Below are 23643 nucleotides of genomic sequence, written 5' to 3'. Positions count from 1 at the left end.
ACAACAGCGTACCGCCATTTTGTCCGGAAGACGTTGATGCCCGTCAAGAAATGGGAATTGAAACCCGGGAGTGATAAAATCGTAAGTAAATCAGGGGGTGCTTGGATTGATGAGGGAAGAAATCTACGACCGGCAGACCGAGCTCCGGATGCGTATGACGGAGCGGGACCGGATGAAAAAGCGGTATGAAGCAAAAGAAACAGAGCGCGCAGAGGCCAGGCGTAACCATGACCGGCTAAAGTCGCGCCTCACGAAAGAGCAGCAGGACGTCCTTCGGCTAGGCCAGTTTTCATTTGCCAACAAGTTCCGCCAGCTGACCGGCAAGATGGACGAAATCATGGAAAAAGAGCTGAACGAGGCGGCGGAAGCCGAGCTGAAGTTCAATGAGGCCGAGAAAGTGCTGATGGACCTGGAAGAAGAAACGTCCGCGCTGAAAGCTGAGCTTAACCGTCCTGAGTATGAGTTCCTCGATGACGACTGGGAAGCGTTCCTGCAGGAAAAGGAACTGTGGATGCGCAACAACGATGAGGCCGCAGTCAAGAAGCTTCAGCAGGTGGCCGATGAACGGGCGATGCTCCAGTCGCTCCGCCGGGAGATCGAGGAAGCGATCCATGCCGGTCAGGATGCCGGACGGGTGCTGCAGTCCGCAATGAGCCAGCTCGGCAATGCGGAAGGGATGTCCATGTGGGATACATTTCTCGGCGGCGGCATGATCGTCACGGCGATGAAGTACTCCAGCATCAACAGTTCCGATGACAAGATCCACCGCGCCCAGCGTGCGCTGCGCCGTTTCCAGTCGGAGCTCGCGGACGTTGAGGAATTCGACCAGCATCGCCTGACGGTCAACAAGGGAGATTTCCTGAACTTTACGGACTTCTTCTTCGATAATATGTTCACGGACTGGATGGTCCACTCGCGCATCACGGAAGCGAAAGGCGAGCTGGACCGTGTCCTCGTTGATATTGAGCGAGTGCTGCGTGAACTCCGCGACCGGCTCACGCGTACCGATGAAGAAATTGCGCGTCTTGCCGCACGGGAGCGGGAGATCATTCTTTCATAATCAGCAAAGCACCCGGGACCTTTCAGGTCCCGGGTGCTTGCATGAGCGGACTTATTCCGCCACGCTTTCGGATCGGCCAATGGAGAAATAGCGCTCCGGCTTCATTACCCCGGCGTATCCTTCCAGGTCGAGGGTGAGGCCGGCCAGGTTCACCTTGTCCTCGCGGAAAACAGCAGATGGCAGGCTCGTTGTGAAAGAGTACGTTTCTCCCGGTGCCAGTTCCCGGTCGGAGAACAGGGAAGCACGGAATGGATTGGCCTGAATCTGATTGTTATCGTTCCGGTCGTAGCTTGCGTACAGCCGGAGGGCTACCAGACGGATAGAAGAACGGTTCACAATGGTGAATTCATAGCTGGTCGCCCGTTCGCTTCGGCTGATCTCACGGGAAGTCAGCTCAACGTTCTTAAGTTCTTCCCAAAGCCCGTCATCTGCCAGAACGGCGGTGGATTTCCCGGGACTGACCTCTGTGGGCGGAGAGGCCGGGTCCGGAGCGGCTGTTTCGGGGGATGCCGAGGGTTCTTCAGTCAGTTCCGGCATCAGGAATGAAGCCCCGAGAAGGAGGAACAGTGCGGTAGCGGCAGCTGCGACCACCCAATAGATCGGGCGGGCTTTCTGCTTTCTCTCCGTATTGATGGAATGGTAAAGCCTTTCTTCTTCACGTGCCGTGAACCGGATGTCACTGTTCACAGACTTCTTCAGCTCCGAAGAAACGCTGCGGTCAAACGGATCCATTCGTCTCGCTCCTTTCCAGTGAATGCTTCAGGGACTCCCGGCCCCGCTGCAGCCGGGTTTTGACGGTGCTGACGTTCAGTTCCAGAACCTCGGCGATCTCTGATACGCCCATCTCCTGATAGTAGTACAGGATGAGGATCTCCTTGTATTTCGCGGGGAGCGCGGAGATCCGGTCAATCATTTCCTGGGAGTGATGCCGGCCCATCAGCTTTTCTTCGGCGGAAGGGCCGGTTCTGAACAGGCCGATGACCGGCTTGTAGACCAGGTTGCGGAAACTCCATTTCCGATGATGGTCTTTGCACTTGTTGATGGTGATCCGGATCAGCCAGGTTTTATATTCGGATTCCTGCCGGAAGTTCCCCAGGTTCTTGTAGCAGCTGATAAACACTTCCTGGACAATGTCCTCGCACTCTGCACGGTCGTGGACATAGATGTAAGCAATCCGTTTCAGCTCGTCCGCATGCTGACGGACGAGGCTGTTGAACAGTTCACGGTGCCCCGCGCCGGTTTCAGCCTGACTGTGTGCCATGATGTCCAAGCGCTCACCTCCTTTTCAATGATTAGACGGATGCCAAAAGGTGCCGGACTCAAATCATTTGATAAGAGTTACTTATATTAATGAATAATAACAATCTAATTTTCTTATCGATGATTTAGTCGTATACTTATATTACCAACTAAAGAGGGAGGTGCGGTGATGGAATACATCGGGCTGTTTTTTATCGGGCTCGTGGCGGTGACGATCGGGACGCTTGCCGGAGGCGGCGGGCTGATCACGTTGCCTGCGATGCTCCTGCTCGGCATACCGGTCCACGCCGCGGTCGGGGCGAGCAAGATTTCCAACACTGTCAGCTCGCTTTCGACATTCCTGACGGTCCTCCTGAAGAAGAAAATATCTTTTAGGGAACTGTACTGGATCATGCCGGTATCGCTTTCGGGCGGGTTAGCAGGCGGTTTTATCGCAAACGGGCTGAGCGAAGCGACGATGCTGGCAGTCGCATCGGTGCTGCTGGTCGTGGCGTTTATTTTCTCTTTCCTCTCGAAAGGGGACTTCAGCGGGGATGCCAAGCTCAAGCCAAGCAGGACCGCTGTTCCGAGCCTGTTCGGGGTAGGCATTTATGACGGCCTGTTCGGTCCCGGCCAGGCGACGATTCTCCTGCAGCTGTTCGGCCACCTGAACATTTCCTATATCCGGGCAATCGGATTTGTCCGTGTCGCCACGTTCTCCAGTGCGTTCGGAGCGGCGATCGGCTATATCACATCGGGCAACATCATCTGGCCGGTTGCCATTGCGCTCATGCTCGGCTCGCTGACCGGCGCGCGGGTCGGCGTGCATATCGCGGAGAGGATCAATCCACGTTTTGTTAAGCCGATCCTTCGCCTGGTCACGCTCCTGCTGATCGTCGAGATTGCAGCGGAGAACTTCCTATAACCTTGTACGGCCAAAAGCGCCAAGTCCCCCGGGGGCTTGGCGCTTTTGGGTGCAAACAAAAAGACCCGTGACCAGGATTGGGACGGATCAGTCTCTTTCAAGTGCAAGCCGGTAATACTTGGCGGCCATCTTGTATGCCCTGACTTCATAATAATGATCGGCCAGCTCTGTGCTGATTTCTTTTACGTCAACGGTGAAACTCCAGTCGGATGCCAGCTGGATGGCTTTCTGCATTTCTTTCTCGTATGCGGGTTCGTCACCCTTCACTTTGTGCAGATGTGCCTGTTTATGCAGAAGCAGGACTTTTGATCCCGGCAGGTCGTACTGTTCAGCAACGTCGAAAGCATGGTTCAGGTAATACTCCGTCCGTTCCCAGTTTTTCTGTTCGGCGTAGAGTTCTGCGAGTCTTGTCAGAACCGGAGTGGTGAATTTTTCGTTTTGGGCGAGTGTATCCAGTTCGAGGCTTTTTTCAAAATAGACAAGGGCTTGCTCTGCATCTCCCATCTTTTGATAAATTCTGCCGTAGTTATAGTCAATGACAGCCCGTTTGGTGAGTTTGGCATGACCGTCTGTTTCGTCTTCGGAGACAGACAAGTAGCCGAGCGCCTCGTCATCCAATTCATTCAGGTATTCAAGGGCGTTTTCAAATTCCCCCATTCTGTGGGTGATGATCGATAGTGTGGTCAGGCAATCCGCCACACCTTTTTGGTGATCTGTCTGGCGGAAGATGTCAAGCGCCTGGCTGCCGTAATGAAACGCGAGTTCCAGGTCTGCGTCGTCGTCGAGCTGTGTGCGGGTGAGGGCGAGGTTGAAGTAATTTCTCGCGCGGTCGATGCCGGGACAGTCTTCGTCCAGATGCTTCTCAATGATCTTCTCGTAACGGTAGGCTTTTTCAAATTGCTGCTTGGAATAATAGAAGCGGGACAGTGCTCTGTAGTAGTCGAGTGCAACGTCCCGGTCGTGGGGTTCAGGTTCTGAAGGCAGAAGGTTTTCAGAGCGCCGGACATATTCTTCTGCCTGGATGGCCGGGTTTTCCTGAGAAGAGGCATGTTCGATCAGCATGGTGTAGATCTGGAAAAACGTTTTGGGTGAGTGATTTTCAAGGGCGGTCATCCCGAGGAAAGATTGTGTCGAATCATCAAGCGGTGTTCCCTGTTTATAAGAGTCATAGATTTTGGCGACTTCGAGTTCAGCCTGCTCATTGTCCGATTCAATGATCAAAGAAGGCAATACGCCCAGTTTGTCGGCCACTTCCCTGATAAAACGCCCGGATGGCTTCACTTTTCCGCCTTCAATCCGGCTGATGTAAGTGACCGAACAGATTCCTTCCACCAATTCCGACTGTGTAAATCCTTTATGTATGCGGATTTGCCTTAACCGTTCTCCCACTTCCATTTTCTCTGCCCCCCTCTTTGCAAAACCAGCTTAATAATATCTTCCCAAAAATGGAATCAGGAACTAAAGTATCAGTTTCGATGAACAAAAAAAAATTCCTTCACAATGGAAGGAATTGATCGGAAGTGCTTAGTGTTATGGGTTACCTATCTCCTATTATCGGAAAACCGGCTGTGTCGAAAAAGGTGAATTTGAGCCATATCGCCCCCAAAAGTCTCGGAATCAGAGAATCTGTTCGCCGCGGTCGCCTTTGTCGAGGGGACTAATTTCGTTGTTGCCGGCACCAACTTCTATAGATGAAATCCCAGGAAGAACCATGACCAGGACCATTGCTGCAGCCAAAACCAGATCTTTTACTTTTTTCATTGTTATATTCCTCCCTGCCCGTTTTGTAACTTCATCGTAATGGAGGGGAAATGTTAAAGAGAAGAAGTAAAATTCAGTTAATTATCGACATGTTCATGACACGATTCAACCTCGGAATTTTAGTAAAGTCGCCATGTTTTCAGCCGGTTAACCGGCTGTTTTTTTATGCCTGTTTTACTTATTGAGCTTTACTTTTAAACCGCCGTACGATTGGGCTACACCGAAAGGAGGTGAGAACACATGAACAAGGCAGCCGGACAGCCTGAAGCGGCCGGACATCATCCGGAGCAAGTTGAACCGTGGCTGATTCCTTTTCGGATTTTCCGGAGCGATCAAGCGTCCGCCGCACATGATTCAGAAATACCGTTGCTTCATGTGAATACGCTGGCGCAGATGCTGTATGAAGCTTTCCGTTTGAAAGATCCGGCCCATGCTTTGACGCCCGGCGTCATTCTGTTCCGTGAAGGTGTGGTGGAAGGCCTGCCCGGTCCGGGCGTCTACATTCCGGATTTCCGGCAGGATGCATTCCGTCTGACGGACCGGATCGATGTCCGCCGAATCAGGCATCAGCTGGGCCCGTCCGGCCTGAAAGCGCCATTGGCCGTCGGTTACTTCCAAAACGGGAGTCACCCGGAAGAAGAGACTGTCAGGCTCCGCGGGAAGAGCGCGGACCTTGCACGCGGACTGAGCGCCGTGCTTTCTCTTCACGGGAACCTGGCCGACTATCTGGACGCCGCCGGGCCGGAACATCCGGATCTGCCGCTGCTCAGCATTCAATGGATTGCGGAAGCGGAAGATTGAGCGCCTTCCTGCATTCATTGAAAGGGGGAAACAGAACGCTTTTCAAGCAACAGAAGTCGGAAAGACCTGCTGTAACCAACCATCAAACAAAAGGGGAGATACCAATGAACAAACCAGTAAACAAGCAAGCAAACGAACAGGCGAAAAAAGAATTCGAAGTAGACGTGGACTTCCTTGATCTGGACGAAGTAAGCGCAATTCCTGAAACGACGGCGAGCTCGGGCTCGACATCCTGCTCGGCCACCTCGACATGCGGCTCGACTTCCTGCTGCGGATCCTGCTGAAACCGGACTCACTGACAAACCCAAATAAAAAGGAGAGATTCAGATGAACAGCAAACCGGAAGAGCAAACAAAAAAGGAATTTGAAGTAGATGTTGATTTCCTCGACCTCGACGAAGTAAGTGCAATTCCTGAAACGACAGCTAGTTCAGGCTCGACATCCTGTAGCGCCACATCGACATGCGGTTCCACTTCCTGCTGCGGTTCCTGCTAAAGCTGCGGAAAACAGAACGAACAGCTGAGGGCTGCCTGCAACAGACCCCGGCAAAATCATGAAGAAGGATGCGGATATCATGAAAGACGTGAAAATCTTCAACTTCAGCAAGGCGACGGATACCGCATTTGTCCGGACTGTCATTTTCAGGGCGCGGGATGTCAATGTTCCCTACTACATCTCGCGATCCTGGGAATCCGGACCGCATCTTGCGGTGACGTTCGACGGGTCAGCGGAAGACGCCGTGATCAGGCAATTTGCCGCGCAGATCAGGCGGGAAGCAGAGGCGATTCAGCTGAATCCTGATGATGAACTGCAGGTCCGGGAACAATACCGGAAGATGGTGAACCGGATTGCCGTGCTGGAAAAGAAGGACGTTCCGGAAATGATGGCCGATCACGGGTCGGTGAAGGTGGAGGCGAACCGCTTCGATTACCATAACCCGACTTTGACCCGGATCATCCATCAGATGCGATTTGAACTTCAGCCGGTGCTGGAGGAAGTGTTTTTCCGGCTGCACGAAGATGGTGAAGCGATGCCGGCACTCATGCCGCTGCTGTTCCATCACGTATCGGAAACTTATCGGGATGAGGGGAGAAACAAAGGGTACTTTTCGTTTATCTCTCACGTCCAGGGGTTCCTGGAACTGTCGGAAAAGCAAAACCTGCCTTATACCGAAGCTGATTTTGAAAAGCGGTTCCGGACACACGAACATGATATCGGCGCACTTGACGCGCAAGGCGATCCCCACATTGAACGCTGGAAGGAAGTGTGGGGAAAGATATCAGACTCGTACAAGGCCGAGATCCACCGGAATCTCGATGAAAGTTACCTGGACACCATCAGAAAGTCGGTGGCTGATCTGGATACCGGCTTCCAAAATGACTTTCATCAGCAGTTTGTCCGTTACTTCAGACAGACCGGGTTTTTGGCAGACATGGATGCCACCGCCTACCGGTTCATCGTCAATGTTCTGTATCTTTCCCTGCCCTTCCTGAAGGTGAGCGCGCTGAAAAAACAGCAGTTCATCTACATGGCATACCGATACACCGAAACAAAAAACGCCCGTACGTGGAGAGAGGAGATAGGGGTTTGAACGTCGAGGTACTGAAAAATCCGATTGTGCTATTTAGGGGCAGTGACATCCCGAAAACCTGGTATGAACAGATGCAGGAGCAATCCGCTCCGCTGCCCGCCCTGCTGGATGCGGTGGAAGAGACCCGGCAGGACGCAGAAGAAGCCTCGGAACGGGCGGTCATCAGGCTGGAAGAGCTGTTCGCGGAAACCAAAAATCCGGATCTGCTCAACCTCAAGCGGGATCTGTTCAACCGAAGGCTCGAACGGCTGTCCAATGCCCTCGGGAAAAATCATCCGGAAGCGGCCCTGAAGGCCATTTATGACTATCTGGAAAGTGAAAATCACCATCAGACAGCGGTTGATGCGTTCAAAAATGCGTATCACTCCGCTGCCGAAGCTAACCGCGGAGCGCTGCAGGAGCATGCCGCCCACGAAGATCTGGCGAAATCCATCGCCTTCTTTAATGACACGATCTACGAAAAGCTGGAGAAATATCTGGACACAGATCATGCCGGCCACAACAAGAAACTGAGAAAACTCGATTTCTTCCTGCTCAAGCTGCTTGTCCGGGGCTCCATGAAGACGAGTCCGTTTTCCTACCTGACCAAGACCGGACTCGCCGGTGAGGGAAAGGAAATCTTTGAAAACACCAGCTTCTGCGAGATGAACCACTCCATCATCCTTAAAATCGTCCATGAGTTCCTTCGGACAGATGAGGCCGCACTCAGGAAGATTCCAGTAAAGGTGGAGAACTTCGGTGTCCGGGACGGCAAGGTCTATTATGTCAGCCAGCATAGCGTCAACCAATCCCAGAAAGTATTTGAGACTAGCGACAAGTTCGTGGAATATCCGCTCCATCCCGGCCTGATCGGCTACCTGATGGAACAGAAAAAGCAGACTCTTACTTACGTGGATTTCGCGGAACAGGCCGGACAGATTCCTGAGTACCGGGGGGAAGAGGAAGCTTTGTTCGCCAAGCTGATCCAGCTAAAGCTGCTCAGGCAGCAGGTCGATATCCCGAATAACCGGGGCATCCTGCAGTCCGTCCGACGCCTGTTCGGCACTTACGGCATCGGCGAAGACGTGATCGGACAACTGGATGAGCTGGATGCCGAGCTGAAGGCATTCGAAAAGAAAGGCGCCTTTGACAGGATTGCCCACTGGAAGCGGATCGGGGAACTTATCAGGCAGGCGCACCCTCAGTCCGGCAAGGAACTGATCTATGAAGACGTCATTTTCGGAAAGACCCGGCAGGATCTCGTCTCCTCCATCGTAGAGGAAGACTTTATGAAAGTGATCGGGGACTTTCTCCTGCTGTTCGATGTCAACGTCCGTGTGCAGTATGAAATCGGCCGCCTGTTCCATGAAGAGTATGGGGACGCGCCGCAGAAACTGACGGACAGCCGGCTGCTGAATCAGGTGTTTTTCAAGAACATCCATCATTTCTATCCGTACTACCAAAACCAGAGGTACCGGTACAGGGAGGCAGCGGCCGAGGAAATCGGGATTCTCGATGATCTGCGGGACGGGTTCCTGGATGAGTTCAGCCGGCTGATCGAAGAAAGCGGCGGCGGAGATGTGGACGCCGGAGAACTGATCCGTTCGTACAGTGAGCGGATTCCGGCAGCCATCAGACGCGATATCGACATTTCCTGCTCACTGTTCCTCCAATACGCAGACAAGGATACCGTCGTACTCAACGACGTGTATGACGGACATGAAAAATTCATCTCACGCTTCAAGGACTTTTTCGGAGAAGCCGCGGAAAACCGTGAATATGCGGACTACATCAATCGGGTTTTCCGCAACCGGAACTACTATGAAATCGATGAGCTTTTCGGGTTCAACGGGGGCATCCATGTCCGAAAAGACCTGAAAACGGCCAAGCTTGAAGTCGGATACCGGCAGTTCTCCAAAGACGGCGGCCAGCCGGTCAGCGACATCACCGTCCGGTATAACCCGAACACACGAAAAATCGAGTTCCTGGACAGCGACGGAAAGATTTGCCGGATCGTCTACAAATCCTCGCTCGTGCCGATTTTCCTGCCGGGGATCCTGTCCGTCATGCTGCATCTGTTCCAGTCGGGCAGGATGAACTTCGATATTACGGCTCTTCTGAAACCGTACCGGGAAGCGCCGCGGGTGACGATGGGCAATGTCGTCCTGTCGCGGAGAAAGTGGCAGCTGCAGACGGAGGAGCTGCGGGAGCTGATGAACGGAGCGGCCGACCCGGAAGAGCTGTATGCACGGGTGAACCGATACTTTGAGGAAAAAGCGCTGCCGAAACGATTTTTCCTCAAGTACTTCCGCAACGAAGGGGACTTTGTCGTGGAAAAGCCGATGTTCTTCGACGTATCCGTCCCGCTGTTGCTGAAGTTCTTCGCCAACGAGCTCAAAGACAACGCGTATATCGAGGAATTGCTGCCGGATCCGGAGATTCCGCTAAATGAATTCCTCGTCGAATACTCACTTGAAAAGGAGCGAAACACATGCCGAACATCATCGTCAAAGGCCTGAAAAAGGCATACGGGAACAAGCAGGTGCTGAAAGGGTTGGATTTCACTGCGGAGCAGGGTGAAGTGATTGCGGTCATCGGAAAAAACGGAGCGGGGAAATCAACCTTCCTCGAGACTCTTATGATGATCCGGGACTTCGATGAAGGCACGGTCAACCTGTTCGGTAAGGATGTCGGATCACTCGGGGCAAAGGGCGTCCGTGAACTTAAAAAGGACCTATCCATCGTCCTCCAGCCGACGAACTTCTATAAAAACCTGAGAGTAAAGGAACTGCTGGAATTGTTCCGGTCGTACTACGGCAAATCAGCCGACGTCAAGGCGACGATCCGGGATTTCGAGCTCCAGGAGCATCTGAAGACACCGTTTGATAAGCTGTCGGGCGGATGGAAGCAGCGCGTGGCGCTTGCCATCGCGTTCATGAGCTCCCCGAAACTCGTGATCCTGGATGAGCCGACAACCGGCCTGGATCCGTACATGAGGGATGTGCTCTGGAAGAACATCATCCGGCACAACAAGGAACACAACGGGACGATTTTGCTTTCCACCCACTACATGGACGAAGTCGAACGGTATTGCGATAAGGTGATGCTCATTCACGAAGGGCAGTCCAACGTGTTTGATACGCCGGCCAACCTGCTGGCGAAAACAGGGCATACCTCCATCAATGATTTTTATCTGGACCGGATCGGTGAAAAGGAGGCAGTACGATGACGATGCTTGCAACCCAGCTGAAATATGACCTCATCATGTTCTTCCGGGAGATTTTCTACCTCGTCTTCACGGTGATCGTCCCGCCGGCCACCTACCTCTTCATGGGGCAGCTGTTCGGAGGGGAAACGTATGGCGGAGACCTGAGCTACGTCCAGTTCTATACGCCGTCCTTCATCATCCTGATCACGTTCTCCGTCGTGTTCTTCGCTTTCGGCTTTGACCAGGTGATGAACCGCTCGCTCGGAATCGAAAAGCGGATCAGCGTCTCGCCGGTCAATATGCGCACCATCCTGCTGTCGAACATTATCAAGTCGGTCATCATCACGTCGCTCGGCTTCATGCTCATCACATCCATCGGCATCGCGGTGTACAGCCTGAAGATCAGCCTGGCAGATTTCTTCTCCGCCTACGCCGTATTTATTCTGATCACTGCGGCACTGCTCACCATCTCGTCCGCGATCTACTCATTCTTTAAAGAGATGAAAAGTGCCCTCGTCTTCTCCATCGTCATTTTCCAGGTGGTCCTGTTCACTGCAGACTTCACAGTCCCGGTCGCACAAATGCCGCAGTTTGTACAGTGGATCGCAAACCTCAACCCGATCTATCACATCAATCACATCTTCATCGACGTATGGAACGGACTGTTTGTCCTGAACACTGAAACCACGATCTCGCTCGCGTACCTGACATTGCTGGTCTTTGTCTCGGTGCTGCTCGTCAGCCGCCGTGCAAAAGTTTAAGGGAGGAGAAACAGATGGCAATCCTGAAATATCGGTCCAATTGCCGGTTCCATTACCATAATGGAACCGTCATTTTTACAAGTGAATCCAAAAAGTTCAGCATCAGGGCGACGGAAGCCGTGTATGTGGAGATTCACCGGATGCTGGGGGAGCTCGCCGACGGGATGGACAGGCAGAAAATCACGGAGCGCTATCCTCACTTCGGCAAACTGGTCAGCCTGCTGGAAAATCAGGGACTCATTTATGAGATTGGGGAAACGCTTCTTCTGCAGCACAGGGACAAGGCCTACTTCCGGATGGTGGAAACGGAAGCGGTCGGCGTGGAAAGTGCGCTTGAAGGAATTTCAGAAGCCAAGGTCACCGTTTCTCCCGGCTTTTTCGCGGGTGGGGCACTAAGTGACCTGCTGTTTGCAAGCGGCCTTGCGGTCGGCATGGCGGGGAAAGACCTGGACAATGATATTACCGTCCTGTCAGGCGGGCAGACACTGGCGATCAATGTTGCGGTGAATCCGGCAGGAGAAGTGGCTGTCGCAGGCGCAGATCGGCAGATGATCCGTCACCTCGGTTCCGGGAAAGCCGGGAGTGAGACGGTTTCGGCTGAACTGCTCGCCCCTTTCCTGTTCTACAGTGTCATTCTGACAATCATCGGAAAAGCGCCTGAGGTATTTACCATCAATGAAGAGTTCGAAGTCGGACGGAAAACGCTATATGACCCGGCAGCCGGGCTTCCGGAAGAATTCAGGGCGGCCGGGGAAGACCCGATCGCCGGGCTGAACAAGGTGGAGCGGTTTATCGGCATGTACAGTTCACGGATCCTGTCGGTCAACAGGAACCCGGAGTATGACGACTACCGGCAGCTTCCGCTTCAGATTTTGACCATCCAGTATGCGGACAGTGCCGATAAGGTCCGAAGCCTCTATTACGCGGACATGGACTACGGCCGCCTGGCCTCTTTCGTATCCCGGACGGCGTTCCCGGAGATTCTCGGGCAGGCATACGGCAACAGGCCGGCAGCCTTGAGCAAAGCCGAAATTACCGTGGAAACTCCGGATTCGGATACCATCCGGCAATTGATCAAAGAAAAAGAGATGGATCTGGATTGGACGATCACCGGGCCTCTGTCCGGCAGATACACTGTCCGTATTCACGACAAAGATGCGGACATAACGGCAGCTTTCAAGATGCCGCTGGAGATCAGCGAGATTCCGGTCGCGCTCTACACCTATGTAAGCGCAAGGGAAAACGGCGTCGGTACAGAGGCCGCAGGTTTTAAAGTCACGGAGCACGCACAGCAACTGGCGGAGGTGAATGGATAATGGTCAATCTACTGGATCAATGGGAAGACGCGGCGGATCTGAAGGAAGGGGATCTTCCGGTCATTGCGACCCACCCGTTCATTTTTATCGGTCCCGTCAGGCAATCCGGAAGCTTCTGCCTGTCATGCCTGAAAAGCCGGATTGAAGAGATGGAACTGGCAGATCATTATTTGAACGGAGAGGATGCTAAGGAGCCGGACATGATCGAGCAGCGGCTTATCAGCTCCTATGCATGGATGCTGCAAAACGAGAAAACAGCGGACGGGCTGTTCGCCATAAACCGGAATACAAAAGAAGTCACGATGCTGGCTACCTACAAGCGCGGAGACTGTCCGGTCTGTTCCGGAGATGTCCCGGCAGCGGAGCAGCACCAAAAGCCCTCGGTGATGTTCAATCCTGATGATCCCCGTGAGCACCGGTGGGAAGACGTCAAGGCCCGCCTCCGCCGTCATAACAAAGTGATCCGCGGCAGCCGCCTGTCGATCGTCAACCGGGAAAGCCGGTCGGGCGACTCATATGGCCTGCCGATGGTGGAGACAGAAGTGCATCACAATGGCATATCTCTTCTGTCGTACGGCCGTACCGATACATATGGGAAGTCACGCCATACGTCGGTCCTCGAGTCCCTCGAGCGGTATGCGACGGCCTTTCCATACGGTCCGGCGGACGCCGTTCTGCGGGAAGGCGAAGACCCGCGAATCGGGCTGACTCTGACCGGGGTGATGGAATCGGCGGAGATGGAAATGGGGGCATACACCCCGGAAAAACAGATCCGATACCGGGAAGCCGAGGAACTCATCAGCGGAGAAATGCAGCTGATTCCGGAACAGATGATTTACTTTGATTCCCATCATGTGTCCGGGGAGCCCCGCTATCTGTTTGACAGTTCAAATGGCAGCGCGCTCGGGTCGACCGTGAATGAAGCCAGTCTGTTTGCGATGCTGGAACTGTTTGAGCGGGACGCCTTCCTCAGCACCTGGTACGGGCAGATTCCGCCAGTACGCATCAGGGAATCCTCGATCCGCTCAAAGACGCTGAAAAGCTATTTGGTCGCCCTGCAGAAAAAAGGGATCCGTGCCCATCTGTTCGATATCTCGATGGAGCTGAAGATCCCGACCATCTGGGTGCTCCTGGAGAAGGAAGACGCAGGGGAAGAGGATATGGCGTTTTATACCGCGGCGGCGTCCTCATTTGATCTGGAAGACGCGATTGAAAAGGCGCTGATCGAAGCGACCACGGCCATATCGGTGTTCCAGAATGTTTTCCGGAAACAGGAGTATCTGGAGAGGAAGGCGATGCTTCTGGACAATCCGGAGGCGGTAAGCCGGCTTGAAGATCATCTCCTTCTTTATTCCAACCGGGAGGCGGAGACCTATCTGCGGTTTGCGCTCAACACCCCCTACCAAAATACGATGGAAGAGCTGGAAGAGTCTTATACCCGTTTTAGCGGAAGGTATGAAGATGTCATCGGCCGGTTCCACGAAATCGTAAAAGGCCTTTCCGGGAAGGCATTCCGCGCGGTCACCAAAAACCCGAACCTCGACCGGATCGGCTTTGTCAATGTGAAGTACATCGTGCCGGAGATGCTGACGATGACGTTCGGGCACCAGAACCGGAGGATCATCCGCAGCCGTGTGGAGAAGGCAATCCGTCTGAAGGGGCGCGGGCATCTTGACGAAGAATGGCTCAAGCGTGTCCCGCACCCCTTCCCGTGAGGTGAGCACGATGGATGCGGCTTATCTGGACGCCTTTACTGACAGGCGGTTTGAACACTTTGCCCGGGGGGAGGTGTCGCCGGATCCGGACCGGATCGGAGCGGCTGTCCGGGCGGGACGGCCGTCACAGGCAGCGCCGCAGAAGGTGCGGATGATGCGGCTGGTCTACGAATACACGGAGAAGGTCCGCAGGGTCGACCTGGCGAGCCGCTATCCGTTCCATCCGCTTATACCGGGCGCAAGGAATATGAAGACCATCAAAATCCTGATCATGACGGAAGGGCGGATCCATGCCTATGACCCGTTCAGGGACCGCGTGGTGGACATCGGTCCGGCGGAGGGGACAGGAGACCGGGCCGTTCTCATGACGGATGACCGCAGACTGCAGCTGTATTACGGCGAGTTCTCCCGGATGCTGTCCGCCCTGAACGCCGGCCACGCCCTGTTCAATCTGGAGTTTGCCTTGCAGCAGGCGGGATGCGTGTACCGGTATGCACCGGCAGGCAGTTCTTCAGAAACGGATCACCTGTCCGGCATCCATATCCGCCCTCGTGCGGTTCTCCGCGTCGGTCCGGGAGAAGCCAGTGCCGACAGGGAACCCGGGGCGGTGCCGGACGCGATGCTATTCTCCCTGACGGAAAGGCATTTTACAGACCGTACGGCGGACCAGAGAGGAGAAGGGGACGTCTTTTACCACCGGACACTGGACCAGCAGCCGCTTAACGACCTGATGGAGCGGGCAGGTCCTGTGCTGGAAGAGGCCGGCATCAAGCTATTGGTCGCAGTGAACGATGTCAGAGGGTTTGCGCCGGGTTACTACCGGCTGGAGGAAGGCCGTCTCATTCACATCTGTCCGTTTGAAGGGGAGCGGGAGGATCAGCGGCTGCTATCGGAGTACCATGAGTTCTCGAATTTTCTCGGGTTTCAGTTTTGGGTCTTTATGGCGTTTAGTAAAACGGACATCAAGGCGGACGCCACGCCATTGTTCATGGAAATGGGCCGCCTGATGCAGTTTATTTCTGTTTCCATGGCCGGGGAAAATTGTGCGGTGCGTCCCTTGAAAAACGTTGATGACGCGTACGTCAGAAGAAAAACCCGTCTTCCGGACGACATGGCCATCGGCTACTCTGCCGTCGTGTTCCCGGATCGGAACCAGGCCGTGACGATCAAGGTTCCCGGCGGCCGTTAAGTAAATAGAAGGAGGGGGAGACATGTGGCATTCGAAACACTTGTTTATTCATGATTTTGGGCTGATTGACCAATTCCTCAGCGGTCATCTGTTCAGGGTGATCGATGCGGTGACACCGGATCAGTGGTTTTTTATCCGCTATTGGCAGGGAGGTCCGCATATCCGGCTCCGCTGCCGGTTTGAGGATCCCGTCAGAAAAAAGCGGTTTGACGCCTTGCTGTCAGACCGGCTGGAGGCATTCGGAAAGGACCATGCAGATCATCCCTTCAGGGAAGTCAGCTATGACAATCGGATCGTCGAACTGGAGGGTGTGAACAACCTGGAGGTGTATCCGAATTTCAGCATCCGGGATATCCCGTACGGGCCGGAGTGGGAACGCTACGGAGGGCAGGAGGCCATGGGCCACTCGGAGCAGCTGTTCCACAGATCGTCGGAGATGGCCAAAACGATCATAGATTCGCTTGAATGGCCGAAACGGTATGTGGTGGCGTTCGACCTGATGCAATACAGCTTCATGATCGCGGAAAAGATCGGCATGACCCGCTCGGAGGAGGATTTCTTCTCGGCTTACCACAGGGTCTGGGAATCGTTCGGTGCGGATGCGCGGCATGAGGCTGTCCGGAACGCGCTCCAAAAGCGACTGGAAAAGAACCGGTACAGGAGCGAGGTGCCGGAGGTATATCGGGATTATCTTGCAGACCTTGAATCCGCCATGCGACGGATCCTCGACATCCAAAACACGTACCGTGAGGAAGACGTCCATTACCTCATGGTGTCCCACATCCATATGCTGAACAACCGGCTCGGCATCTCCCCTGAAAATGAGCATTTCCTGTCGGGGATATTTTTGGCCAAGGGCGCCGCGGCGGTATGAGGCTTTGGGATTTCAAAGTCGGCTACGACCGTCTTTACCAGGACTATCATCGCCTGACAATCAATGATCCGGTTTATACGAGCATGCAGGTTTACAAGCACAGCGAACGGATTCCCGAGCCTGTTGAGGGGGAAGTCCTTCATCAGATGGACTATGTTCCTGATCGAACAAACGGCTTCGAGAATGCACTGATGCAGCGGCATACCTGGCCTTATCCGTTTCCGAACGAGCAGACCATCGACTTGCCGCTGATCGCCCGGTTTACCCAGCTTGCGTTTATCGGCCATGAACGAGAGGGAAGGGCCTATCCGTCCGGAGGTGCCCGCTACTATGTCCGGATTCATCTGCTGTTCAATGAAAATAGGGTGGAAGAATCCCTGGGAAGGTGGAATGTCTGCCAGGTGGATGCGGACCGGGGCCTCCTGGCCGGACGGAAAAGTGTCCCGTGGAGCCGGATCGAACAGGCATATATCCAGAAGGAAAGTGCGGCCACCGCACAGTTTGCCATTGCCCTTACGGCCGATCTGGACTCGATTGCCGCCAAGTATCCCGATATTTCCTACAAGCTGGTCCAGCAGGAAGCCGGGCATATCGGCCAGAACATCCAGCTCGTGGCGAATTACCTGGGAATCCGGTCGCTTCCGCTCGGCGGATTTTATGATGCGCCTCTCGGAACGATTATCGGAACAGGAGACGACGTGCTGTACTCATTCTTATTAGGGTAGGTGATTGGAATGTTCATCATGCGACCGGCCGTCGGCCTATATGACAGAGGCGGGCTGGTGACCATTGAAAACAGTGAGAAGGGAACAGTGGAAGCGGCTGTCCGGAAAGGGGAACTGAACTTTCTCCGGTTCAGCATGTTGCTGAATCAGGGCTTTTCCGGGCAGGCAGCCGAACAATCCCGGGAGTACGCCTATGCAAAGGCGTTCCTGAATAAATTTCCGGGCCTGTTCATGGAGTGCCGGTCAGAAAGGGAGCGTGCCATGCTGTCTGCCGTCAGATCCGATCTGGAGGTCTTCAGGAATCTGTTTCTGACCGGCAGGCCATTTGGGAGGATTGAGCAGACGGTCAGGGACTTTGCGGAGAATGGCAGCGGGTTCCGCATCTGGTTTGCAGCGGATCCGGAGCGTTTTCCGCAGCTGCGAACCATGCTGGGGAAGATTCCATATCTTCAGGTGGATACGAAGAAAACGGCCGGGAGCTATGATGCGGTAATCTTGGAAAGCTCGGAAACCGTAAGGCGCGACGATGCCCGGGCGGCTTCGGAACGGGTGCTGTTCATGGATCTTACCGGCAGCCGGATCGAGGTGGGGCCGCTGATCTTGACGGACCGCTTCCGGATGCCCGATTCTTTGGAGCAGGCCGCGGATCTGCCACAGGAAAGTCCCGGTGAGGCCGCCTTGCTGTACTTCTTTATTCGCCGGATCTTGTTTGCCGTACTGTATGGACTGGAGGAGGACCTCTCGGAGGATGTAGGGCTTCCATTGCGGAGCAGATTATTGATTGACCGGGTTTCGTTGGAGGGGCGTGCGGAACCGGTAGTGACCCGGCCCCTCGAAGTTCAATCACCAGTGCTGCACCGGACTGCGGGATTCTAGGGATCCCGCTTTTTCTCATTCTTCTTGTGACGCCTTCTGCAGAAGGCGTTTTTATTATGGGCAACCAGATTTCCAAATAAATTCCGCGAACGCCTTGCATTTTGTTTGAATACCAGTGTACTATGTAACTAATACACCGATACACAATGCAAATTCAAGGAAGTGAAGTTTATGAGCCGATGGAAAGGGCTCTTGTGGAAAGAGTGGATTCAGGCGCGTCTGGGGATGGCGTTTCTGGTACTTGCTGCCGTGCTCAGCATTGGGGTGGTGCCGTTTTTGCTGCAGCGCTATGCCTTCCACGAAGTTCCGGTGATGAACATTGCGTTCATCATCATGGGCTTCTGGGTGCTGGCACTCAGCTATATGCCGGTGGTCAGCCTGCTTGTCAGCCTGCAGGCGGATATGAAACGGCCGGATATCTGGCTGCATTCCCCTGCACCGTCCTACGTTCTCGTCGGCGTCAAAGCGGTCTTTGCCGTGCTGATGACCGTGGCATCCATGCTGTTTCTATTCACGGTCCTGGCACTGGCCAATGGGATGATTCACCTGTTCGGCGGAGGGTCAGGCCTTCCGGAGGGCATGCCGCTCGGATGGTTCATGGGCTTCTTTGCGGAGGTCGGTACTGTCTCGCTGTTTCTCGGAATCATGCAGATGGTGCTCGGCTTCCTGTTCTGGACCATTTACCAGTGGCTGAAGAAGTTCACGAAAATCGGCGCGGTTATCCTGACAGGCATGCTGGTGGGCGGAACGTTCTATGTATTCCAGAAAGTGGCCCGATGGGGGCCTTATGAAAAGCTCGCGGGTTATGGTGAGATTCCGCTGACCTACACGGAACGCCTGAACCGGGTCAATGACTGGTCGCTGGATTTCACGGGGACAATTGCTGCCAGCGGAGTCGGGCTTGCCGCGATCGAGGCAATTCTCCTCGCGATGCTCGCCATCTATATCTTCAACAGGAAGGTGGCGCGATGAATGAGTTTTGACTTCCTGCCGGATAAGCCGATCTACCAGCAGCTGATCGACCGGATCACGGGTGACCTGATCCGGGGCGCCCTGAAGCCGGGAGAAAAGCTGCCGTCGGTAAGAGAATACGCGGTCGAAGCCGGCGTCAATGCCAATACGATGCAACGAGTGTACAAGGAGCTGGAGGGGATGGGCATTACCGAAACGAAGCGGGGCCAGGGGACGTTCGTCACGGAGAACGCGGAACGGCTCGGACAACTGAGAGAGGAGAAAAAGGCGCAGCTCATCGATGATTTTATCCGGAACATCGAGGCGCTCGGCTTCACGGAACAAGAAATCGCGGAGTCCATGACGAGGAGGAGACAGGGATGATCGAGATCAAACAGGTAAGCCGGTCATTCGGCCGGCGCCGGGCGCTGGCCGGCGCGACCGCGGCCTTCGGGCGGGGTAAAATCATTGGACTCGCGGGGGAGAACGGAAGCGGCAAATCGACACTCCTGAAAATTATGGCCGGCGTCATGGGGGCGGATACAGGAGATGTTCTTCTGAACGGCCAGCCGATTACACGGATCTCCGCCGGCCGGCATATTGCCTACATGGCGGACGCCGATCTGTATTACCCGTATTTCACAACTGATGAGCTGCTCCGCTTCCAGGAGTCGCAGTATCCGGACTTTTCAATGGAAAAGGCGCTTGAGGCAGCGGAATTTCTGAATGTCGACAGGAAAACCAAGCTGAAAAACCTTTCAAAAGGAAACCGGGGACGTGCCAAGATCGTAGCAACATTAGGGAGGGAAGCGGATGCCTACCTGCTCGACGAGCCGTTTTCGGGTCTTGACCCGATGGTCCGCGAATCAATCGTGAAAGGCCTTATCCGATTCACCGACCCGGAGCGTCAGACTGTCATCATGTCGACGCACGAGCTGCACGATGTCGCCCCGCTCCTCGATGAAATCGCCGTACTGAAAAACGGGCGGATCGCCGCCCATGATGCTGTGGAAGATATCCGGATGGCGCAGCCGGGCGGCCTGACCGCGTATTTGCGCACACTCTACCAAAAGGGAAGTGAACCGGTTGGCAAACCAAGCTGAGCCGATAGTGGAACTCAGGCACTTATCAAAGGCAATCCGCGGAAAGAAGATCATTGACGACTTGAACCTGAAGCTTTACCCGGGCCAGGTAACCGGGTTCCTCGGGCCGAACGGAGCAGGGAAAACAACGACAATCCGTATGATGGCAGGACTGATGAAGCCGACATCGGGAGAAGTATTCGTCGCGGGCAAGTCCGTCCAAAACGAATTCGAAGCGGCCATGTCCAATATCGGCGTTATCGTCGAGAACCCGGAGATGTACAAATACATGACCGGCTACAAGAACCTCGTCCACTTTGCCCGCATGCACAAGGGCGTCACAAAGGACCGCATCATGGAAGTGGTCCGCCAGGTGGGACTCGAGAACCGGATCCATGAGAGAGTCGGCACCTATTCGCTCGGCATGCGCCAGCGCCTCGGACTCGCACAGGCGTTGCTGCACGATCCGAAATTCCTCATCCTGGATGAGCCGACAAACGGACTCGATCCGGCCGGAATCAGGGAGTTCCGCGCGTATCTCCGGAGCCTTGCGGAAAAATCGGGTGTCTCGGTCTTTGTCTCGAGCCACCTGCTGTCTGAGATCGAGCTGATGTGCGACCGGATCGCCGTCATCCAGAACGGTAAGCTGATCGACATCCGGGAGATGAAGGAAGATTCAAGGCCGCATCATTACATCGAAGCGCAGCCGGCAGCACAGCTCAAGGCCGTCCTCGAGTCAAAAGGGTACGAGCCGGTTGAATCCGGTGCAGGGTTCATCATCGAAGAGGGGGCGGAGCGGATACCGGAGCTTGCGAAAAGCGTGATTGCCGGAGGCCTCGACCTGTACGCGGTCCGTCCTCACCGCAAGACACTTGAAGACGAGTTCATTGAAATGACGGGAGGCGGACAGATTGCTGAAGCTGTTGCAAAATGAATGGATGAAGCTGTGGAACAAAAAAGCAACATGGGTCATGGCCATTCTCCTGGTCGTTGGCGTAGCCGGCATGATGGGTCTGACCAAGTGGATTTCCACGATGGAAGAGAACCGCGCGGAAAGCGGAGGTGTCTCGGTCGAGGGACCGGCCGCAGCGCCGGACTGGCGCATGCAGGCGGAAGCGGAACGGGAAGGAATATCTGCGCAGCTGGCTGACCCGGATCTTTCTTCCTCACGTGAGGCGGAGCTGAAAGAAGAGCTGCAGATCGTGGAATACCGGCTTGCCGAAGATGTTGAGCCACACGGAAGCTATAGCCGGCAACAGATGATCAAGGATTCCTCCGGCATCGCCACGCTCGCCATGCTGTTTGCCATCATCGTTGCGGCCGGCATCGTTGCCACGGAATTTTCCGATGGGACGATCAAGATGCTCCTTGCCCGACCGGTCAGGCGATGGAAGGTGCTGACCTCGAAGTTCTTGGCCACGGCATTGTTCGGCGCGCTGCTTACGCTGGTCGGCTTCGTGGTCTCAGTCGCGATGGCGTACATTCTGTTTTCTCCGGACGCAGGAGCAGAGCTTGCAGTGAGAAGCGGGGAAGTGGCCGAAGTCTCGGTCTGGACGCTTACGCTTTATCACCTTCTCCTCGCGTTCGTGAATGTCATCGTCTACACGACGTTCGCCTTCATGATCGGCAGCGTGTTCCGTTCCGGCGCGCTCGCGATCGGCCTGTCGCTGTTTATCTACTTTACCGGCAATACAGTTTCGGCACTTTTGAGCCGTTATGAAATTGCCAAGTACCTGTTCTTTTCCCATGATCTCGTGGCGCTTGCCCAGGGCATAACGTTTATCGAGGATGTCACCCTTCCATTTGCGGCCGCGGTGCTCGTCGCATACGCCGCCGTGTTCCTGGTCGTCAGCTATCTCGTCTTCTCGAAGCGGGACGTCACGGCGTAACAACTTGCCCCCTCTGACAGGGGGCTATTTTTTTATAGAGTCAGGGAACCACAAAGCGGCCGGATGCGTTACAATGGAAGGATCATTTAATTTCGCTTCCTGAAAACAGGGAGGCGTTAGCGAGAAGGTTAAAAGTTATGAAAAGAATAGCAATTATCGACTCCGGGAGCGGCGGGCTGACCGTCGCCAATGAACTGTTCGGCCGGCTTCCCGAGGAGCGGATCGTATATGTGGGCGACCATGGCAACTGCCCTTATGGCAACAAAAGCCCGGAAGAAATCAAAGAACTGGTTTTCGGAGTCATCCGTTTTCTGGAGCAGTTTGAGCTCAAAATGCTGATTGTCGCCTGCAACACGGCATCGGCGCTCATGCTGGACGAGCTTAAAGCGCGGATGGACGTCCCTGTGATCGGGGTCATCGAGCCGGGGGCGGAGATGGCCGCAAACACAACGCTGAACCGTCGTATCGGCGTCATCGCTACCCAGCGGACGGTGGAATCCCATATGTACAGAAAGACCATCCGTGAAAACGGGGACGGCCTGGATGTTTATGAAGAAGCATGCCCTAAACTTGTCTCCTATCTGGAAGATGAAGAAATCGGGGATAACGAAATCAAGTCTGCTCTTAAGGAATACTTGGCACCGCTGCGCGAACAGCAGGTGGACACGCTGGTAATGGGCTGTACCCATTACCCGCTTGCCGAACGGCAGATCCGGGAAGTATGGGGCGGCGACGTCCACCTGGTGGATCCGGCCCGTGCGACGGTCTCGCGTGCTGCGGACTGGCTGCGGGAACACGGCGAACTGTCCACGGCAGCCGAGGGCGGGCATCTGTTCTTTACGACAGGAGACGTTCCGGATTTTGAGGAAAAAGTGAAGAAATGGACACCTGTCAGCAGGCCGGTCGTCCGGTATGCGGAAACAGGAGAATAAATTTGAAGGGAGGCTTCCGGAATCGGACAGAGAAAAAGGAAGAAGACGCACCCCGTCGCGCTTGCCGTCAAGGTTGCCGGCATGGTGATTGCCGGTTTGGTGGCTGCCGGGGTGTGGACCTTTGTCCAGCGTGAGCTTGATTTCCGCGAAGAGCTGGAAATGCGCCCGCTTCCGGAAGGCCTTCATCCGATGGTCGGGCAGAAAGCGGAGGAACTGGCCCGGACCGCAGCGGAGCGGGGCATCCGCATCGAAATCACGGACGGCTTCCGCTCCCATGAAGAACAGGACCGGCTATTTGCACAGGGGCGCACCATTGATGGTCCCGTCGTCACCCAGGCAAGGGGCGGCCAGTCGTACCACAACTTTGGGCTGGCGGTTGACTTTGCAATATGGACGCTTGACGGCCGGCTCATCTGGGACACCGGCTACGACGGCAACAGCAACGGGCAAAGCGATTGGTTCGAGGTCGCAGACATCGCCAAGGAGCTCGGATTTGAATGGGGCGGCGACTGGAGCAACTTCAAGGACTACCCGCATCTGCAAATGTCGTTCGGCCTCACTACCGCGGAACTCGACACCGGCTGGCGGCCTGAGGACACGGACAGGTACGAGGTCCTGGCCGGCGAATCCGAATAGAAAAGGGACTGTTCCGCAAACCGGCGTATGCCGATGCGCGGAACAGTCCCTTTTTAAGTCAGAATCAGTCGTTGCTGCCCGTGAAAGTCAGGACGAGGCCTGCAATCGTACCGATCGCGATGAATCCGAATAA

Annotated in this window: 26 protein-coding genes; 22 read left to right on the top strand and 4 right to left on the bottom strand. The window is 54.8% G+C overall.

Going from position 1 to position 23643, the window contains the following annotated elements; all coding sequences use genetic code 11:
• The first annotated feature begins 109 nt into the window (after window positions 1-109).
• Complete coding sequence (locus BMX91_RS10430) at window positions 110-1060, top strand: hypothetical protein (RefSeq protein WP_092053501.1); 951 nt, start codon at window positions 110-112, stop codon at window positions 1058-1060.
• Between the two features lie 51 nt (window positions 1061-1111).
• On the opposite strand, the gene BMX91_RS10425 is transcribed toward BMX91_RS10430, so the two are convergent.
• Both BMX91_RS10425 and BMX91_RS10420 read right to left on the bottom strand, forming a co-directional pair.
• The gene (locus BMX91_RS10425; protein ID WP_092053497.1) at window positions 1112-1792 is read right to left on the bottom strand and encodes a hypothetical protein; all 681 of its coding nucleotides are present in this window, start codon (window positions 1790-1792) and stop codon (window positions 1112-1114) included.
• Window positions 1779-2321 carry a sigma-70 family RNA polymerase sigma factor gene (locus BMX91_RS10420; protein ID WP_245744404.1) on the bottom strand — a complete coding sequence of 181 codons (543 nt, stop codon included), beginning with the start codon at window positions 2319-2321 and terminating at the stop codon, window positions 1779-1781. The genes BMX91_RS10425 and BMX91_RS10420 overlap by 14 nt, the downstream gene beginning before the upstream one ends.
• Before the next feature lie 168 nt (window positions 2322-2489).
• Here BMX91_RS10420 and BMX91_RS10415 point away from each other — a divergent pair, with 168 nt between their 5' ends.
• Window positions 2490-3224 (top strand): sulfite exporter TauE/SafE family protein, encoded by a 735-nt coding sequence (locus tag BMX91_RS10415; protein WP_092053491.1) that lies wholly within the window; start codon window positions 2490-2492, stop codon window positions 3222-3224.
• Between the two features lie 87 nt (window positions 3225-3311).
• Here BMX91_RS10415 and BMX91_RS10410 read toward each other — a convergent pair whose 3' ends face one another.
• Together BMX91_RS10410 and BMX91_RS15775 are read right to left on the bottom strand one after the other, a co-directional pair.
• Entirely contained in the window at window positions 3312-4619 is a 1308-nt protein-coding gene (locus BMX91_RS10410) for a helix-turn-helix domain-containing protein (RefSeq protein ID WP_092053489.1), read from the bottom strand.
• 222 nt (window positions 4620-4841) lie between these two features.
• Complete coding sequence (locus BMX91_RS15775) at window positions 4842-4985, bottom strand: hypothetical protein (protein ID WP_177168351.1); 144 nt, start codon at window positions 4983-4985, stop codon at window positions 4842-4844.
• A gap of 240 nt (window positions 4986-5225) precedes the next feature.
• On the opposite strand from BMX91_RS15775, the gene BMX91_RS10405 reads away from it, so the two are divergent.
• From BMX91_RS10405 to BMX91_RS10310, 20 genes are all read left to right on the top strand, one after another.
• A complete protein-coding gene (locus BMX91_RS10405) occupies window positions 5226-5786 on the top strand; it encodes a hypothetical protein (protein WP_092053486.1) in 561 nt (186 codons plus the stop codon).
• Between the two features lie 104 nt (window positions 5787-5890).
• A complete protein-coding gene (locus tag BMX91_RS10400) occupies window positions 5891-6070 on the top strand; it encodes a thiazolylpeptide-type bacteriocin (RefSeq protein WP_092053483.1) in 180 nt (59 codons plus the stop codon).
• A 43-nt stretch (window positions 6071-6113) separates the two neighbouring features.
• Complete coding sequence (locus tag BMX91_RS10395) at window positions 6114-6281, top strand: thiazolylpeptide-type bacteriocin (protein ID WP_092053480.1); 168 nt, start codon at window positions 6114-6116, stop codon at window positions 6279-6281.
• Window positions 6282-6360: 79 nt separating this feature from the next.
• A complete protein-coding gene (locus BMX91_RS10390) occupies window positions 6361-7377 on the top strand; it encodes a hypothetical protein (protein WP_143059375.1) in 1017 nt (338 codons plus the stop codon).
• On the top strand, window positions 7374-9875 hold the full coding sequence (locus tag BMX91_RS10385) for a hypothetical protein (RefSeq protein WP_092053474.1): 2502 nt from the start codon (window positions 7374-7376) through the stop codon (window positions 9873-9875). Before BMX91_RS10390 ends, BMX91_RS10385 begins: the two co-directional genes overlap by 4 nt.
• A complete protein-coding gene (locus tag BMX91_RS10380) occupies window positions 9848-10585 on the top strand; it encodes an ABC transporter ATP-binding protein (RefSeq protein ID WP_092053472.1) in 738 nt (245 codons plus the stop codon). The genes BMX91_RS10385 and BMX91_RS10380 overlap by 28 nt, the downstream gene beginning before the upstream one ends.
• Window positions 10582-11325: an ABC transporter permease gene (locus tag BMX91_RS10375; RefSeq protein ID WP_245744389.1), complete on the top strand. Its 744-nt coding sequence runs from the start codon at window positions 10582-10584 to the stop codon at window positions 11323-11325. Before BMX91_RS10380 ends, BMX91_RS10375 begins: the two co-directional genes overlap by 4 nt.
• Window positions 11326-11339: 14 nt before the next feature.
• The gene (locus tag BMX91_RS10370; protein ID WP_092053470.1) at window positions 11340-12641 is read left to right on the top strand and encodes a hypothetical protein; all 1302 of its coding nucleotides are present in this window, start codon (window positions 11340-11342) and stop codon (window positions 12639-12641) included.
• On the top strand, window positions 12641-14356 hold the full coding sequence (locus tag BMX91_RS10365; protein WP_092053464.1) for a YcaO-like family protein: 1716 nt from the start codon (window positions 12641-12643) through the stop codon (window positions 14354-14356). The genes BMX91_RS10370 and BMX91_RS10365 overlap by 1 nt, the downstream gene beginning before the upstream one ends.
• Complete coding sequence (locus BMX91_RS10360; protein WP_143059374.1) at window positions 14313-15545, top strand: hypothetical protein; 1233 nt, start codon at window positions 14313-14315, stop codon at window positions 15543-15545. The genes BMX91_RS10365 and BMX91_RS10360 overlap by 44 nt, the downstream gene beginning before the upstream one ends.
• A 22-nt stretch (window positions 15546-15567) precedes the next feature.
• Window positions 15568-16419: a thiopeptide-type bacteriocin biosynthesis protein gene (locus BMX91_RS10355; protein WP_092053455.1), complete on the top strand. Its 852-nt coding sequence runs from the start codon at window positions 15568-15570 to the stop codon at window positions 16417-16419.
• On the top strand, window positions 16416-17144 hold the full coding sequence (locus tag BMX91_RS10350) for a SagB/ThcOx family dehydrogenase (RefSeq protein WP_092053452.1): 729 nt from the start codon (window positions 16416-16418) through the stop codon (window positions 17142-17144). Before BMX91_RS10355 ends, BMX91_RS10350 begins: the two co-directional genes overlap by 4 nt.
• A gap of 9 nt (window positions 17145-17153) precedes the next feature.
• The gene (locus BMX91_RS10345; RefSeq protein WP_143059373.1) at window positions 17154-18020 is read left to right on the top strand and encodes a hypothetical protein; all 867 of its coding nucleotides are present in this window, start codon (window positions 17154-17156) and stop codon (window positions 18018-18020) included.
• Window positions 18021-18191: 171 nt separating this feature from the next.
• Window positions 18192-18992, top strand: coding sequence for a hypothetical protein (locus BMX91_RS10340; protein ID WP_092053442.1), 801 nt, complete (start codon window positions 18192-18194; stop codon window positions 18990-18992).
• Entirely contained in the window at window positions 18993-19355 is a 363-nt protein-coding gene (locus BMX91_RS10335) for a GntR family transcriptional regulator (RefSeq protein ID WP_092053438.1), read from the top strand. It abuts the gene before it with no gap.
• Window positions 19352-20074, top strand: a complete 723-nt coding sequence (locus BMX91_RS10330) for an ATP-binding cassette domain-containing protein (protein ID WP_092053434.1) — start codon at window positions 19352-19354, stop codon at window positions 20072-20074. Before BMX91_RS10335 ends, BMX91_RS10330 begins: the two co-directional genes overlap by 4 nt.
• Window positions 20058-20987: an ABC transporter ATP-binding protein gene (locus BMX91_RS10325; RefSeq protein WP_092053430.1), complete on the top strand. Its 930-nt coding sequence runs from the start codon at window positions 20058-20060 to the stop codon at window positions 20985-20987. The genes BMX91_RS10330 and BMX91_RS10325 overlap by 17 nt, the downstream gene beginning before the upstream one ends.
• Window positions 20965-21942, top strand: coding sequence for an ABC transporter permease (locus BMX91_RS10320; RefSeq protein WP_092053426.1), 978 nt, complete (start codon window positions 20965-20967; stop codon window positions 21940-21942). The genes BMX91_RS10325 and BMX91_RS10320 overlap by 23 nt, the downstream gene beginning before the upstream one ends.
• Before the next feature lie 137 nt (window positions 21943-22079).
• Complete coding sequence (murI, locus tag BMX91_RS10315; RefSeq protein ID WP_092053423.1) at window positions 22080-22874, top strand: glutamate racemase; 795 nt, start codon at window positions 22080-22082, stop codon at window positions 22872-22874.
• An 81-nt stretch (window positions 22875-22955) separates the two neighbouring features.
• A complete protein-coding gene (locus tag BMX91_RS10310) occupies window positions 22956-23510 on the top strand; it encodes a M15 family metallopeptidase (protein WP_092053420.1) in 555 nt (184 codons plus the stop codon).
• Window positions 23511-23643 lie beyond the last annotated feature (133 nt).

The organism is Bhargavaea ginsengi, assembly GCF_900109165.1.
GTDB lineage: Bacteria > Bacillota > Bacilli > Bacillales_A > Planococcaceae > Bhargavaea > Bhargavaea ginsengi.
Note: the sequence above shows the minus strand (reverse complement) of the source record. Positions and strands in the feature narration are given on the sequence as shown.

Coding starts and splice junctions, on each gene's coding strand:
- BMX91_RS10430 (WP_092053501.1), top strand. CDS start 110: ATGAGGGAAGAAATCTACGACCGGCAGACCGAGCTCCGGATGCGTATG.
- BMX91_RS10425 (WP_092053497.1), bottom strand. CDS start 1,792: ATGGATCCGTTTGACCGCAGCGTTTCTTCGGAGCTGAAGAAGTCTGTG.
- BMX91_RS10420 (WP_245744404.1), bottom strand. CDS start 2,321: ATGGCACACAGTCAGGCTGAAACCGGCGCGGGGCACCGTGAACTGTTC.
- BMX91_RS10415 (WP_092053491.1), top strand. CDS start 2,490: ATGGAATACATCGGGCTGTTTTTTATCGGGCTCGTGGCGGTGACGATC.
- BMX91_RS10410 (WP_092053489.1), bottom strand. CDS start 4,619: ATGGAAGTGGGAGAACGGTTAAGGCAAATCCGCATACATAAAGGATTT.
- BMX91_RS15775 (WP_177168351.1), bottom strand. CDS start 4,985: ATGAAAAAAGTAAAAGATCTGGTTTTGGCTGCAGCAATGGTCCTGGTC.
- BMX91_RS10405 (WP_092053486.1), top strand. CDS start 5,226: ATGAACAAGGCAGCCGGACAGCCTGAAGCGGCCGGACATCATCCGGAG.
- BMX91_RS10400 (WP_092053483.1), top strand. CDS start 5,891: ATGAACAAACCAGTAAACAAGCAAGCAAACGAACAGGCGAAAAAAGAA.
- BMX91_RS10395 (WP_092053480.1), top strand. CDS start 6,114: ATGAACAGCAAACCGGAAGAGCAAACAAAAAAGGAATTTGAAGTAGAT.
- BMX91_RS10390 (WP_143059375.1), top strand. CDS start 6,361: ATGAAAGACGTGAAAATCTTCAACTTCAGCAAGGCGACGGATACCGCA.
- BMX91_RS10380 (WP_092053472.1), top strand. CDS start 9,848: ATGCCGAACATCATCGTCAAAGGCCTGAAAAAGGCATACGGGAACAAG.
- BMX91_RS10375 (WP_245744389.1), top strand. CDS start 10,582: ATGACGATGCTTGCAACCCAGCTGAAATATGACCTCATCATGTTCTTC.
- BMX91_RS10370 (WP_092053470.1), top strand. CDS start 11,340: ATGGCAATCCTGAAATATCGGTCCAATTGCCGGTTCCATTACCATAAT.
- BMX91_RS10365 (WP_092053464.1), top strand. CDS start 12,641: ATGGTCAATCTACTGGATCAATGGGAAGACGCGGCGGATCTGAAGGAA.
- BMX91_RS10355 (WP_092053455.1), top strand. CDS start 15,568: ATGTGGCATTCGAAACACTTGTTTATTCATGATTTTGGGCTGATTGAC.
- BMX91_RS10350 (WP_092053452.1), top strand. CDS start 16,416: ATGAGGCTTTGGGATTTCAAAGTCGGCTACGACCGTCTTTACCAGGAC.
- BMX91_RS10345 (WP_143059373.1), top strand. CDS start 17,154: ATGTTCATCATGCGACCGGCCGTCGGCCTATATGACAGAGGCGGGCTG.
- BMX91_RS10340 (WP_092053442.1), top strand. CDS start 18,192: ATGAGCCGATGGAAAGGGCTCTTGTGGAAAGAGTGGATTCAGGCGCGT.
- BMX91_RS10335 (WP_092053438.1), top strand. CDS start 18,993: ATGAGTTTTGACTTCCTGCCGGATAAGCCGATCTACCAGCAGCTGATC.
- BMX91_RS10330 (WP_092053434.1), top strand. CDS start 19,352: ATGATCGAGATCAAACAGGTAAGCCGGTCATTCGGCCGGCGCCGGGCG.
- murI (WP_092053423.1), top strand. CDS start 22,080: ATGAAAAGAATAGCAATTATCGACTCCGGGAGCGGCGGGCTGACCGTC.
- BMX91_RS10310 (WP_092053420.1), top strand. CDS start 22,956: ATGGTGATTGCCGGTTTGGTGGCTGCCGGGGTGTGGACCTTTGTCCAG.